The sequence below is a fragment of the Bradyrhizobium sp. WBOS07 genome, from assembly GCF_024585165.1.
GTDB classification, from domain to species: domain Bacteria; phylum Pseudomonadota; class Alphaproteobacteria; order Rhizobiales; family Xanthobacteraceae; genus Bradyrhizobium; species Bradyrhizobium japonicum_B.
On record NZ_CP029008.1, the window covers coordinates 1,753,104 to 1,765,750 of the forward strand.

Here is a 12,647-nt window from a genome sequence, read left to right on the forward strand (position 1 = left end):
GTTGCCCGGACGCAGGGGAGCGCACTTGGGGTGATTTCGTAAGGGGAGCGCGAACGGCATGAGGATGTCGATGGGTCGGGTGGGCCAGCATCTGCTGGAATTGGCCACCATCGCCGTGGTGGCGGCTGGTGTCACGCTGGCGACGGGCGGCGCGGCATTCGCCGAGGTCGGGCAGCCGGCTCCGTGGGAGTGGACGCTTCAGCAGTCCGGTTCTCCGGTGATGGACAACATCGTCTGGTTCCACAACTTCCTGTTCGTGCTGATCACGCTGATCACGCTGTTCGTTCTGGCGCTGCTCGTGGTCGTGGTCGTCAAGTTCAACGCGCGGGCCAATCCGGTGCCGTCGCGGACCACCCACAACACGCTGATCGAGGTGGCCTGGACGCTCGTTCCGGTGCTGATCCTGGTCGGCATCTCGGTGCCGTCGTTCCGGCTGCTGTTCCTGGAGCTCGACATTCCGAAAGCGGATCTGACCATCAAGGCGACCGGCAAGCAGTGGTACTGGTCCTATGCCTATCCCGATAACGGCAAGTTCGAGTTCGACTCGCTGATGGCGCAGGACAAGCAGCCCCGTCTGCTCGGCGTCGACAACGAGATGGTGGTGCCGGTCAACAAGGTGATTCGCGTCCAGACCACCGGCGCCGACGTCATCCATGCCTTCGCGGTGCCGGCTTTCGGCGTCAAGATCGACGCCATTCCGGGCCGCCTGAACGAGACCTGGTTCAAGGCTCCCAAGACCGGCATGTATTACGGCCAGTGCTCGGAATTGTGCGGCAAGGACCACGCTTTCATGCCGATCGCCGTGCGCGTGGTGAGCGACCAGGAATTCGCCTCCTGGGTCGAGGCGGCGAAGAAGAAATATGCGAGCGGCGGCGCCAGCACCTACGCCTCCGCGGCCGGTCCGACGCAGTAAGCGTCGGATGACGGCTTGAGGCACTGAAAGCGATAGAAGGGCGGGACCTCCTGGAGGTCCGAATGGGACGCAAGGCAGGATTTGAACATGGCAACGAGCGCAGCGGCACACGGCGATCACGCCCACGGACATGACGAGCACGCCCATCCGACCGGATGGCGCCGCTACGTCTATTCGACCAACCACAAGGACATCGGCACGATGTACCTGGTCTTCGCGGTCATCGCAGGCATCATTGGCCTCGCGATGTCGATCGCGATCCGTGCCGAGCTGATGTATCCGGGCGTGCAGGTCTTCCACGAGACCCACACCTATAACGTGTTCGTGACCTCGCACGGCCTGATCATGATCTTCTTCATGGTCATGCCCGCGATGATCGGCGGCTTCGGCAACTGGTTCGTTCCGCTGATGATCGGCGCGCCGGACATGGCGTTCCCGCGCATGAACAACATCTCGTTCTGGCTGCTGCCGGCCTCCTTCGCCCTGCTCCTGATGTCGACCTTCGTCGAGGGCGAGCCGGGTGCCAACGGCGTCGGCGCCGGCTGGACCATGTATGTGCCGCTGTCGAGCTCCGGCCATCCGGGCCCGGCCGTCGACTTCGCGATCCTGTCGCTGCATCTGGCAGGTGCCTCGTCGATCCTCGGCGCCATCAACTTCATCACCACGATCTTCAACATGCGTGCGCCGGGCATGACCCTGCACAAGATGCCGCTGTTCGTGTGGTCGATCCTGGTGACGGTGTTCCTGCTGCTGCTGTCGCTGCCGGTGCTCGCCGGCGCGATCACCATGCTGCTCACCGACCGCAATTTCGGCACGACCTTCTTCGCGCCCGACGGCGGCGGCGATCCGGTGCTGTTCCAGCATCTGTTCTGGTTCTTCGGCCACCCCGAGGTGTACATCCTGATCCTGCCCGGCTTCGGCATGATCAGCCAGATCGTTTCGACCTTCTCGCGCAAGCCCGTGTTCGGCTATCTCGGCATGGCCTACGCCATGGTCGCGATCGGCGGCATCGGCTTCGTGGTGTGGGCGCACCACATGTACACGGTCGGCATGTCCTCGGCGACGCAGGCCTATTTCGTCGCCGCGACGATGGTCATCGCGGTTCCGACCGGCGTGAAGATCTTCTCGTGGATCGCCACGATGTGGGGCGGCTCGATCGAATTCCGCGCTCCGATGATCTGGGCGGTCGGCTTCATCTTCCTGTTCACGATCGGCGGCGTCACCGGCGTCGTGTTGGCGAACGCGGGTGTCGACCGCGTGCTGCAGGAGACCTACTACGTCGTCGCGCACTTCCACTACGTGCTGTCGCTCGGCGCGGTGTTCGCGATCTTCGCCGGCTGGTACTACTGGTTCCCGAAGATGTCGGGCTACATGTACAATGAAGGGCTCGCGAAGGCGCACTTCTGGGTCACCTTCATCGGCGTCAACCTGGTGTTCTTCCCGCAGCACTTCCTCGGCCTGTCCGGCATGCCGCGCCGCTATGTCGACTATCCCGATGCGTTCGCGGGCTGGAACCTGGTCTCGTCGCTCGGCTCGTACATCTCCGGCTTCGGCGTGCTGATCTTCCTGTACTGCGTGGTGGATGCCTTCATGAAGAAGGTGCCGGCGGGCGACAATCCGTGGGGTGCGGGCGCGACCACGCTGGAATGGACGCTGCCCTCGCCGCCGCCCTTCCATCAGTTCGAAGTGCTGCCCCGCGTGCAGTAAGCGATCACCGCGGCGCCCGTGACGGGCGCCGCGGCTCTTCCAACGAAGCGAGTTGAATTCGTGTCCGTCCTCGACCAGAACGCCATCGACATCAATCCGCGCATCTCCGAGGCGGAGGTCGGCGACTACATCGCGCTGCTGAAGCCGCGGGTGATGTCGCTGGTGATCTTCACCGCGCTGGTCGGGATGGCGATGGCGCCGGGACACTTCCACCCCGTGCTCGCGTTCACTTCGCTGCTCTGCATCGCCGTCGGCGCCGGCGCCTCCGGCGCGCTCAACATGGCGCTCGAGGGCGATATCGACTCCAAGATGTCGCGCACGGCGAACCGGCCGATCCCGCGCGGCCGCATCACCCGCCCCGAGGCGATGGCATTCGGCCTGACGCTGTCCTTCTTCTCGGTGATGACGCTCGGCATCCTCGTCAACTGGATCGCGGGCAGCCTGCTCGCCTTCACCATCTTCTTCTACGTCGTGATCTACACGATGGGCCTGAAACGCTGGACCGCGCAGAACATCGTGATCGGCGGCGCCGCCGGCGCGCTGCCGCCGGTGGTGGCCTGGGCCGCCGTCACGGGCACAGTCGACGTCGAGCCGCTGCTGCTGTTCGCCATCATCTTCTTCTGGACCCCCCCGCATTTCTGGGCGCTGGCGCTGTTCCGCTCCGACGACTACGCGCGCGCCGGCATTCCGATGTTGCCCAACGTTGCCGGTCCCGATGCGACGCGGCTCCAGATCCTGCTCTACACAATCGTGCTGATCGCGGTCGCCGCCGCACCCTGGGCGCTCGGCTATTTCGACGCCGTCTACGGCATCGTTTCGCTGATCCTTGGGGCCGGCATGCTGGTGCTCGCGATTAACGTCTATCTGCGCCGCGAGCGCGCCCAGTCGCTGCGCGCGACCCGCAAGCTGTTTGCCTTCTCGATCCTCTATCTGTTCGCACTGTTCGCGACCCTGCTGGTCGAGGTCGTGGTCCGGGCGCTGGCTCCGATGGTTGGGGGCGCATGATCACAGCGATGGCCGACAAACCCGAGACAGACGGAATCGTCCTCACCGAGGCGCAGAAGAAGAGCCGTCGTCAGCGCTCGATCGCGATCGCACTCGCGCTCGGCGTGCTCGTGGTGCTGTTCTTCGCCGTCACCATGGTCAAGGGACCGGCAGTTCTCGTGCGGCCGATGTAGACGATGAATCAGGAGCCGACCATATCGCAGGACAGCGCCAAGCCGGGCGATCGCAAGCCGGCCGATCTTAAGCTGACCAAGCGCCGCGGGCTTGGACGCGATGCGGTGGTTGCTTCGATCTGCGGCGGCGTGGTCGCGCTGATGGTCGGCGCTTCCTACGCGGCGGTGCCGTTCTACAATTGGTTCTGCCGCGCCACCGGGTTCAACGGCACGACCCAGGTCGCGACCTCCGCGCCGGCCACAGGGCCGATCGCGCGGAAGATCTCGGTGCGCTTCGATTCCAACGTCGCGCCCGGCCTGCCCTGGAAGTTCGAGCCGGAGCAGAACGAGATCGAGGTCAATATCGGCGAGGTCACGACCGTCTTCTATACCGTGACCAACCAGGCCGCGCGCACCACGGCCGCGCAGGCCGCCTACAACGTCGCTCCGCTGACGGTCGGCTCCTATTTCCAGAAGATCAACTGCTTCTGCTTCACCGAGCAGACCATGGCGCCGGGCGAGAAGCGGGAAATGCCGGTGGTGTTCTACGTCGATCCGTCAATCGCCGACGATCACGAGAACGACGCGCTGAGCACCATCACGCTGTCCTACACCTTCTATCCGGTGAAGGATCCCGTGGTGAAGCCGCTGGCATCGGGCGAAGGCGACAAGCGCAAGGGAAATCTCTGACCGCCGGGCTCGTGCCGCGGGGATCGGAAGCAAGGGGATAAGTGCCTGACAGGCACGGGATTGAGGAGAGAGACCGCAAATGGCAACGGCGCACACCAAGCATCACGACTATCACCTGGTCGATCCCTCTCCCTGGCCGTTCGTCGGCTCGCTTTCCGCTTTCATCATGGCGGTCGGCGCGGTCGCCTGGATGCACCACATGTTCTCGGCCGCGCCGATCGTGTTCGGGGTCGGCACCGTGGGCGTGCTCTACACCATGGCGAGCTGGTGGACCGACGTGATGAAGGAAGCCCAGTACAAGGGCGACCACACCCGCGTCGTGCAATTGCATCACCGCTACGGCATGATCCTGTTCATCGCCTCGGAGGTGATGTTCTTCGTCGCCTGGTTCTGGGCCTATTTCAACGCGGCGCTGTTCCCGGCCGACGCCGTCCACGCCACCCGCGACGCGGTGTTCGGCTGCGGCCTCGGCACCCAGCCCGGCGCCTGCGCAGTCCCCGGCACCTGGCCGCCGAAGGGCATCGAAACCTTCGACCCCTGGCATCTGCCGCTCCTGAATACGCTGATCCTGCTGACCTCGGGCACCACGGTGACCTGGGCGCACCACGCGCTGCTCGAGAACGACCGCCAGGGCCTCAAGTACGGCCTGATCCTCACCGTCGTGCTCGGCGCGCTCTTCACCTGCGTGCAGGCCTATGAGTACAGCCACGCGGCGTTCTCCTTCGCCGGCAACGTCTATGGTGCGACCTTCTTCATGGCGACCGGCTTCCACGGCTTCCATGTTCTGGTCGGCACCATCTTCCTGCTGGTCTGCCTGTTCCGCGCCTATGCCGGCCACTTCACGCCGAAGCAGCACCTCGGCTTCGAGTTCGCCGCCTGGTACTGGCACTTCGTCGACGTGGTCTGGCTATTTCTGTTCCTGTGCATCTACGTCTGGGGACGCGGCGCCGCGACCATGGCCGGCGCGCACTGAGCCGCGAGGAATCAACCAGAAAGGGCGGCCGCAGGGCCGCCCTTTCGCTTTTGGACCGCCGGAAAGTTTCGGCGAAAACTGTGATAGGGTCCGCCATCATGAATGACGCCGCCGGCAAACCCGAGCCCGAAACCACCGTCCTGCAGAGCGCGCTGCGCGGGCTTGCCTGCCGATGTCCGCGCTGCGGCCAGGGCAAGCTCTATGCAGGCTTCCTGACGCTCGCGCCCGCCTGCGACCACTGCGGCCTCGACTACGCCTTCATCGACACCGGCGACGGTCCGGCGATCTTCATCATCATGCTGGCCGGCGGGATCGTCGTTGCTGCAGCGCTCATCGTCGAGGTCAAATACCAGCCGCCGTACTGGCTGCATGCGGTGCTGTGGTTGCCGCTGATCCTCGCCACCACGCTGCTGCCGCTGCGTGCGATGAAGTCGCTGCTGATCGCGCTGCAATTCCACCACAAGGCGGCGCCGGGCCGGTTGGTCGACCGCGCGAAATGAACCAGCCTGCGCGCAAGCCTCGCGTGGCCGGCTTCGCGCTGTTCACGCTGTTCCTGACGGCCGTCTTCGTCGCACTCGGGGTCTGGCAGTTGCAGCGACGGACCGCCAAGCACGAGCTGGTCGCGGCCCTCACCGAGCGCCTGGCCACAGCGCCGGTCCCGCTGCCGCCGCCCGCGCTTTGGGCCAAGCTGAATCCCGCACGCGACGAGTTTCGCCGCGTCAGCTTCACCGCGACCTACGCGGCTCTGCCGGATGCGATGGTCTATTCGTCAGGCTCGGCGGTGCGCAAGGACGCCTCCGGCCCCGGCACCTGGGCCTTCCTGCCGGCGCGGCTTCCGAGCGGCGAGACGGTCGTGATCGATGCGGGCTTCGTCGAGAACACGATGCAGGACCGCGGCGTCGAGGATCGCGCGGTGAAGAAGCTCGTGACCGGGCAGCCGGTCGTGCTCACCGGTTATCTGCGCTTTCCCGAGGCATCCGGCTGGCTGACGCCCGCGGAGAACCGCGACAAGCGGCTGTGGTTCGTGCGCGATCATCCGGCCATCGCCAGCGCGCTCGGCTGGGGCGCGGTGGCGCCGTTCTACGTCGATCTCGAGCAACCGGTGCCCGAGAACGGCATTCCGCGTCCGGGCCCGCTCGCCGTGCATCTGAAGGACGACCACCTGCAATACGCCGTCACCTGGTTCCTGCTCGCGGGCGCCGTGCTGATCGCCTTCGCCGTGTGGGCCAGAGGCCGGCGACAGGGCTGAGCCGGGCGGCTCCGCGCCGGAACCCGGTATCGCCCGGGGTTTATTATTCAGCGCACATTCACGAGTGTGGTCCTAAGTCGCCGGTGTTTTTCGCGGCAGGCAGGATTGCGGTGTGAGCGATTTCGATCAGATGGGAATTGTCGTCGACTGGGTGGACGCCTGCCGGAGCGGCGACCTCACGACCTTGCTCGACCTCTATGCCGACGACGCCCAGGTCGAATGCACGTGCAACGGCGCGCGGTGTTACCGCGGCCGGAGCGAGCTCGAGGCCTATTGGCAGCCGCGGCTCAGCGCGTTCTCGCTGGCGGGTTTCGGCCTGGAGGAGATCCACCCGATGCCGCATGGCGTCGACCTCGAATATTCCGTCGCCGGCGCGCTGCGCATTCGCGCCTCGTTTCGCTTCAGTCCGGAAGGCAAGATCCACAGCACGCTGTGCGAGCCGGCGCGGCAGCACGCGCATCACGGCTGCGCGTGCTAGGTCCATTGTTGAGCATGATCTTTTCGGAAGACCGCTGCGCACTTGTCAGGATCATGCGTTAGCTGTTGACCGGTGCCTCGCGTGTCGGTTCGGCCGGAAGGCGGCAGCGCACATAGGTTCGCTCGTCCACCCGCAGCAATGACAGCGATCCGCTGAGCGCGCGCACGCGCTCGTGCATGCCGGTCAGGCCGCGGCCGAAGACATTGTCGGCGGGGAAACCGCCACCGTCGTCCGAGATCTCGATGATCAGACTCTCGCCGGCGATGGTCGCCTGGACATGGGCGGCGCCGGCCTTGGCGTGGCGCAGCACGTTGGTCAGCGCCTCCTGGATCACCCGATAGATGGTCCGGGCCAGCGCTCCGTCGATCACGTTGAGCTCCGGATCGATCGTGTCCGTCAGGGTGATGTGGGGGGCCTGCTTGCGAAAATTCCGGAGCAGCGTCTGCACGCTGGTCGCAAGGCCCAGCTCCTCGATGTAGAGCGGCCGCAGCCGATCGAGGATGCGGCGGTTGGTCTGCTGGAGTGCCTCGACCGATTGCAGCACTTGCTGGGCCGGGTTGCCGAGATTTCCCGCCGACGGCGCGGCCTCCACCAGCGCGATCGTGCCCGCGCGGATGCTGAACAGCAGCGGCCCGAGCTCGTCGTGCAGCTCGCGGGCGAGATCGCGCCGCTCGTCGTCCTGGAGCGATACCAGGCGATGCATCAGATCGCGATTGTCCTGGCTCAATTGCGCAAGCGTTGCAGCCAGCGCATTGGCTTCCGTACAGCTCCGCCGAATCTCCGGCGGCCCTCCGACCGGGATCGGCTTTGCGTAATCGCCGCGCCGCATCCGCGTCAGGCCTTCGCCGAGATGCTGCAGCGGTCGCAGCGCCGATCCCGCGAAGATGTAGGCGATGATCCCCGTGAGCAGCATCAGCACGGCGACGAGGCTGGTCAGCGCCAGGAAGCCGATCCACTTCTCGAACAGGTCGGCTGACAGGTCCGGTAAGAACACGATATCGCCGATACGTCTGCCGTCGATCAGCACCGGAGCCGCAGCGTCCGTCTCCGGCACCATGAGCAGCTCGACAAACCATCGCGGCACCCCCTGCAGATCTCGCACGGCGTCCTTTGGCGAGGCCGCAAGACCGCCTTCCACGGAACGGAAATGGATGTCCGAGGACCCGGCCAAGGAACGGACAAAGGCGTCAAGCGTCTTCTGCGGATTGTCCGAGGCCCGCAATGTGTCGTTGAGGGCGGCCGCGATGGTTCGGATGGAACGTCGAGCGGGCTCGTGCTCGTCGGCGAGCTGGCTGGTCGCGAATATCTGGAGCAGGACGCCGCCCAGGATCAGCGCCGCCAGAAAACTCGCGCCGAGCGGAAGAAACAGTTGCGTTCTGAACGAGAGTCGTTGCCACATTAGGTCAATTCTAACGCGCATCGGCGGAATTTGCTCTTTCCATTTGTTCCCGCCGGTCTATGAATCCAGAAACAAGAGAGCGCGCGATGCAAGAGACTGCCAAGCCGGGGACCCGGGTCCTGATTGTCGACGACCATCCCGTGGTGCTGTCGGGTTGCCGGACCCTGTTCGCTTCCGACCATTCGATCCGCATCGAGGAGGCGACGGACGCCAAATCCGGCCATCGCGCCTATGTCAGCAAGCGGCCGGACGTCGCGGTGATCGACATCAGCCTGCCCGATGTCTCCGGCTTCGAGCTGATGCGGCGAATCCGCAAGGACGATCCCGACGCCAAGATCATCATGTTCAGCATGAATGACGATCCGGCCTTCGTGGTGCGGGCCGTCGAGCTTGGCGCGCAAGGCTATGTTTCCAAGGGCGACGATCCCAGGATCCTGCTGAAAGCGGTGCGCAAGGTGGTCGCGGGCGACAATTTCATCTCACCGCAACTGGCGGAAGCCGTGACGTTTTCGGGGGCGGCGATCAAGGCCAACCCGGCCTCGCAGATGACGCCGCGGGAGCTCGAGATTCTCCGCCTGCTCGGACGCGGCGACAAGATCGTGGAAGTCGCGGAGGCACTCGGCATCTCCTACAAGACGGTCGCCAACACCACCTCCCTGCTCAAGCAGAAGCTGGGGGCCAAGAACCATTCCGACCTGATCAGGATCGCAGTGGAAATCGGCATGAGTTGACGTCCGGATGCTGACGGCCTGGGCACTGACGGCCCCGGGCACTGGCGGCCCGGGCACTGGCGGCCCGCACCGAACCGGCCGCTCCAGGACGCAGCCGGTTCGGCGGAACGGATCGGTGTCAGCGTGCAGCCGGGCAATGCATGGACACCGCCGACACCTATCCGCCGATTCCAATGGGGGGAGACGGCATTCGTTCCCGGCACCTCAAAGAGTTCGGGAAATACAAGAGTTCAGGAAATAGCGGCAATACGCGCCGCGCTGCCGCTTGGCTGCGGGCGCCAAGGGCCGGATCCTTCTCGGGAAAAATAGGAACATTTTCGCCCCTCGCCGTTTTGCCTCTTGACGGTTTCGTGACAGGCGACGAAAGGTTGCGCGAACAGTTTTGACGGGTCGGTGACCCCGATAGGCAAACCGGTCTGCACACATCAACGACAGACCTTCCAAGAGAGGGGTTGCGGCACGACCGCAGCCCCTTTTTCGTTGGACCGGGTCGAGGCGGGAAGCGGTTTCCTGATGCCACAAAACACTTTATGGTGGCGCAAAGCCTCTGGCCGCAAACAAGTAATTTCATAAAATCAAAGGCTTAACGGGCGGCTCAGGCCGCCCGGCCTTTGGAGGGCAGTTTGACTCGTTATATCTCGACCCGGGGCGAAGCCCCCGAACTCGGCTTCTGCGACGTGATGCTGACCGGGCTAGCGCGCGACGGCGGCCTGTATGTGCCGACCATCTGGCCGCAGCTGTCCACCGAGACTATCGCCGGCTTCTTCGGCCGTCCCTATTGGGAGGTTGCGGTCGACGTGATCAGTCCCTTCACCGGCGGCGAGATCACCGACGCCGAGCTCGGCCGCATGGCGAACGAGGCCTACGCGACCTTCCGCCACCCGGCGGTGGTGCCGCTGCGGCAGATGTCGCCGCACCAGTTCGTGCTGGAGCTGTTCCACGGTCCGACGCTCGCCTTCAAGGACGTGGCGATGCAGCTCATCTCGCGGCTGATGGACCATGTGCTCGCCAAACGCGGCCAGCGCACCACCATCGTGGTCGCGACGTCAGGCGATACCGGCGGCGCCGCTGTGGAGGCTTTCGCCGGCCTCGAGAACGTGGACCTGATCGTGCTGTTTCCGCACGGCCGCATCTCCGAGGTGCAGCGGCGGATGATGACGACGACGGGCGCGGCCAACGTCCACGCACTCGCCATCGAGGGCAATTTCGACGATTGCCAGGCGCTCGTGAAGGGGATGTTCAACAACCATCGCTTCCGCGATGCGACCTCGCTCTCCGGCGTCAATTCCATCAACTGGGCGCGCATCGTCGCCCAGGTGGTCTATTATTTCACCTCGGCCGTTGCCGTCGGTGCGCCTGCGCGCGCGGTGGATTTCGTGGTGCCGACGGGCAATTTCGGCGATATCTTTGCCGGCTACGTCGCCAAGCGCATGGGATTGCCGGTGCGGACCCTGCGCATCGCCGCCAACGTCAACGACATCCTGGCGCGCACGCTGAAGACGGGAATCTACGAGGTGCGCGAGGTGCACGCGACGGCGTCGCCGTCGATGGATATCCAGATCTCGTCGAATTTCGAACGGCTGCTGTTCGAGGCCGGCCGGCGCGATGCGGCGGGCGTGCGCCGCCTGATGGAGTCGCTGAAGCAGTCCGGGCGTTTCGTGTTGCCCGATGCGACGCTGGCCGCCATCCGCGAGGAGTTCGACGCCGGGCGCGCCGACGAGACCGAGACCGCGGCCGCCATCCGCGCCGGCTGGCGCGAGGCAGGCGAGCTGGTCGATCCCCACACGGCGGTGGCGCTCGCGGTCGCCGACCGCGACACCACGGACACGCGGGTGCCGAGCATCGTGCTCTCCACCGCCCATCCGGCCAAATTCCCCGACGCCGTCGAAGCGGCCTGCGGCCAGCGGCCGCAACTGCCGGCCTGGCTCGACGGTTTGATGACCAAATCCGAACACATGAAGGTGATGAAGAACGATCAGGCCGAGGTCGAGCGGTTCGTGCTGGCGGTCAGCCGCGCTGCAAAGCAGGGAGTTGCCGGATGAGCGTCGAGATTTCCAAGCTTGCGTCCGGCCTGACCGTCGTCACCGACAAGATGCCCCAGCTCGAGACCGCGGCGCTCGGCGTCTGGGCCGGCGTCGGCGGCCGTGACGAGAAGCCGAACGAGCACGGCATTTCCCATCTGCTCGAGCACATGGCGTTCAAGGGCACCACGAAGCGCTCCTCGCGCGAGATCGTCGAGGAGATCGAGGCGGTCGGCGGCGACCTCAATGCCGGCACCTCGACCGAGACCACGTCCTATTACGCGCGGGTGCTGAAGGCCGACGTGCCGCTCGCGCTCGACGTGCTCGCCGACATCCTCGCCAATCCGGCCTTCGAGCCCGACGAGCTGGAACGCGAGAAGAACGTTATCGTGCAGGAGATCGGAGCCGCGCAGGATACGCCCGACGACGTCGTGTTCGAGCATCTGAACGAGCTCTGCTACCCCGACCAGCCGATGGGCCGCTCGCTGCTCGGCACGGCCAAGACGCTGCGCAGCTTCAACCGCGACATGCTGCGCGGCTACCTCTCGACGCATTATCGCGGGCCCGACATGGTGGTGGCGGCGGCCGGCGCGGTCGATCACGCTCAGGTGGTCGCCGAGGCCGAGAAGCGCTTTGCCAGTTTCGAGGCGGCGCCGGGCCCGAAGCCGCAGACCGCCCAGTTCGGCAAGGGCGGCGCCAAGGTGGTGCATCGCGAGCTGGAGCAGGCGCATCTGACGCTGGCGCTGGAAGGCGTGCCGCAGAACGATCCGTCGCTGTTCTCCCTCCAGGTCTTCACCAACGTCCTCGGCGGCGGAATGTCCTCGCGCCTGTTCCAGGAGGTGCGCGAGAAGCGCGGCCTCTGCTACTCCATCTATTCGTTCCATGCGCCCTATACCGATACCGGGTTCTTCGGCCTCTACACCGGCACCGATCCGGCCGATGCGCCGGAGATGATGGAGGTCGTGGTCGACATCATGAATGATTCGGTGGAGACCCTGACCGAGGCCGAGATCGCGCGGGCCAAGGCGCAGATGAAGGCGGGTCTGCTGATGGCGCTGGAGAGCTGCTCCTCCCGCGCCGAGCAGCTCGCCCGGCACGTCCTCGCCTATGGCCGGCCGCAGACGGTCGAGGAGCTGGTCGGGCGGATCGACGCCGTCAGCGTCGAATCGACCCGGGACGCGGCGCGCGCGCTGTTGTCGCGGAGCCGGCCTGCCGTTGTCGCATTGGGCAGTGGCAGGGGTCTGGACACGGCGGTGGCTTTTGCGGAAGGATTGACCCGGGCGCGCGCCAAGGCCCGGCTGCACTAGGAGCCGCCCAAGGGCGCCCGCC

Annotated in this window: 14 protein-coding genes; 13 read left to right on the forward strand and 1 reads right to left on the reverse strand. The window is 65.5% G+C overall.

Annotated elements, in window-relative coordinates:
* Positions 1-58 precede the first annotated feature (58 nt).
* From coxB to DCM79_RS08225, 9 genes are all read left to right on the forward strand, one after another.
* The gene (gene coxB, locus DCM79_RS08185) at positions 59-913 is read left to right on the forward strand and encodes a cytochrome c oxidase subunit II (RefSeq protein WP_257179460.1); all 855 of its coding nucleotides are present in this window, start codon (positions 59-61) and stop codon (positions 911-913) included.
* Positions 914-1,000: 87 nt separating this feature from the next.
* Positions 1,001-2,620 (forward strand): cytochrome c oxidase subunit I, encoded by a 1,620-nt coding sequence (gene ctaD, locus DCM79_RS08190; protein ID WP_028134043.1) that lies wholly within the window; start codon positions 1,001-1,003, stop codon positions 2,618-2,620.
* 60 nt (positions 2,621-2,680) lie between these two features.
* Positions 2,681-3,625, forward strand: a complete 945-nt coding sequence (locus tag DCM79_RS08195) for a heme o synthase (protein ID WP_257179461.1) — start codon at positions 2,681-2,683, stop codon at positions 3,623-3,625.
* The gene (locus DCM79_RS08200; protein WP_063197888.1) at positions 3,622-3,798 is read left to right on the forward strand and encodes a hypothetical protein; all 177 of its coding nucleotides are present in this window, start codon (positions 3,622-3,624) and stop codon (positions 3,796-3,798) included. Before DCM79_RS08195 ends, DCM79_RS08200 begins: the two co-directional genes overlap by 4 nt.
* Before the next feature lie 3 nt (positions 3,799-3,801).
* Positions 3,802-4,467 (forward strand): cytochrome c oxidase assembly protein, encoded by a 666-nt coding sequence (locus DCM79_RS08205; protein WP_028134046.1) that lies wholly within the window; start codon positions 3,802-3,804, stop codon positions 4,465-4,467.
* Between the two features lie 79 nt (positions 4,468-4,546).
* Entirely contained in the window at positions 4,547-5,440 is an 894-nt protein-coding gene (locus DCM79_RS08210; RefSeq protein ID WP_028134047.1) for a cytochrome c oxidase subunit 3, read from the forward strand.
* Between the two features lie 98 nt (positions 5,441-5,538).
* Entirely contained in the window at positions 5,539-5,940 is a 402-nt protein-coding gene (locus DCM79_RS08215) for a DUF983 domain-containing protein (RefSeq protein ID WP_257179462.1), read from the forward strand.
* On the forward strand, positions 5,937-6,689 hold the full coding sequence (locus DCM79_RS08220; protein WP_257179463.1) for an SURF1 family protein: 753 nt from the start codon (positions 5,937-5,939) through the stop codon (positions 6,687-6,689). The genes DCM79_RS08215 and DCM79_RS08220 overlap by 4 nt, the downstream gene beginning before the upstream one ends.
* A gap of 112 nt (positions 6,690-6,801) precedes the next feature.
* The gene (locus DCM79_RS08225; RefSeq protein WP_257179464.1) at positions 6,802-7,167 is read left to right on the forward strand and encodes a nuclear transport factor 2 family protein; all 366 of its coding nucleotides are present in this window, start codon (positions 6,802-6,804) and stop codon (positions 7,165-7,167) included.
* Positions 7,168-7,225: 58 nt separating this feature from the next.
* Here DCM79_RS08225 and DCM79_RS08230 read toward each other — a convergent pair whose 3' ends face one another.
* Positions 7,226-8,566, reverse strand: a complete 1,341-nt coding sequence (locus tag DCM79_RS08230) for a histidine kinase (RefSeq protein ID WP_257179465.1) — start codon at positions 8,564-8,566, stop codon at positions 7,226-7,228.
* 86 nt (positions 8,567-8,652) lie between these two features.
* On the opposite strand from DCM79_RS08230, the gene DCM79_RS08235 reads away from it, so the two are divergent.
* From DCM79_RS08235 to DCM79_RS08250, 4 genes are all read left to right on the forward strand, one after another.
* The gene (locus DCM79_RS08235; RefSeq protein WP_257179466.1) at positions 8,653-9,297 is read left to right on the forward strand and encodes a response regulator transcription factor; all 645 of its coding nucleotides are present in this window, start codon (positions 8,653-8,655) and stop codon (positions 9,295-9,297) included.
* 140 nt (positions 9,298-9,437) lie between these two features.
* Positions 9,438-9,683 (forward strand): hypothetical protein, encoded by a 246-nt coding sequence (locus DCM79_RS08240; RefSeq protein ID WP_257179467.1) that lies wholly within the window; start codon positions 9,438-9,440, stop codon positions 9,681-9,683.
* A gap of 237 nt (positions 9,684-9,920) precedes the next feature.
* On the forward strand, positions 9,921-11,339 hold the full coding sequence (gene thrC, locus DCM79_RS08245; protein WP_257179468.1) for a threonine synthase: 1,419 nt from the start codon (positions 9,921-9,923) through the stop codon (positions 11,337-11,339).
* A complete protein-coding gene (locus DCM79_RS08250) occupies positions 11,336-12,625 on the forward strand; it encodes a pitrilysin family protein (protein WP_257179469.1) in 1,290 nt (429 codons plus the stop codon). The genes thrC and DCM79_RS08250 overlap by 4 nt, the downstream gene beginning before the upstream one ends.
* Positions 12,626-12,647 lie beyond the last annotated feature (22 nt).

Coding starts and splice junctions, on each gene's coding strand:
- DCM79_RS08215 (WP_257179462.1), top strand. CDS start 5,539: ATGAATGACGCCGCCGGCAAACCCGAGCCCGAAACCACCGTCCTGCAG.
- DCM79_RS08205 (WP_028134046.1), top strand. CDS start 3,802: ATGAATCAGGAGCCGACCATATCGCAGGACAGCGCCAAGCCGGGCGAT.
- DCM79_RS08230 (WP_257179465.1), bottom strand. CDS start 8,566: ATGTGGCAACGACTCTCGTTCAGAACGCAACTGTTTCTTCCGCTCGGC.
- DCM79_RS08240 (WP_257179467.1), top strand. CDS start 9,438: ATGGACACCGCCGACACCTATCCGCCGATTCCAATGGGGGGAGACGGC.
- coxB (WP_257179460.1), top strand. CDS start 59: ATGAGGATGTCGATGGGTCGGGTGGGCCAGCATCTGCTGGAATTGGCC.
- DCM79_RS08200 (WP_063197888.1), top strand. CDS start 3,622: ATGATCACAGCGATGGCCGACAAACCCGAGACAGACGGAATCGTCCTC.
- DCM79_RS08235 (WP_257179466.1), top strand. CDS start 8,653: ATGCAAGAGACTGCCAAGCCGGGGACCCGGGTCCTGATTGTCGACGAC.
- DCM79_RS08250 (WP_257179469.1), top strand. CDS start 11,336: ATGAGCGTCGAGATTTCCAAGCTTGCGTCCGGCCTGACCGTCGTCACC.
- DCM79_RS08220 (WP_257179463.1), top strand. CDS start 5,937: ATGAACCAGCCTGCGCGCAAGCCTCGCGTGGCCGGCTTCGCGCTGTTC.
- ctaD (WP_028134043.1), top strand. CDS start 1,001: ATGGCAACGAGCGCAGCGGCACACGGCGATCACGCCCACGGACATGAC.
- DCM79_RS08210 (WP_028134047.1), top strand. CDS start 4,547: ATGGCAACGGCGCACACCAAGCATCACGACTATCACCTGGTCGATCCC.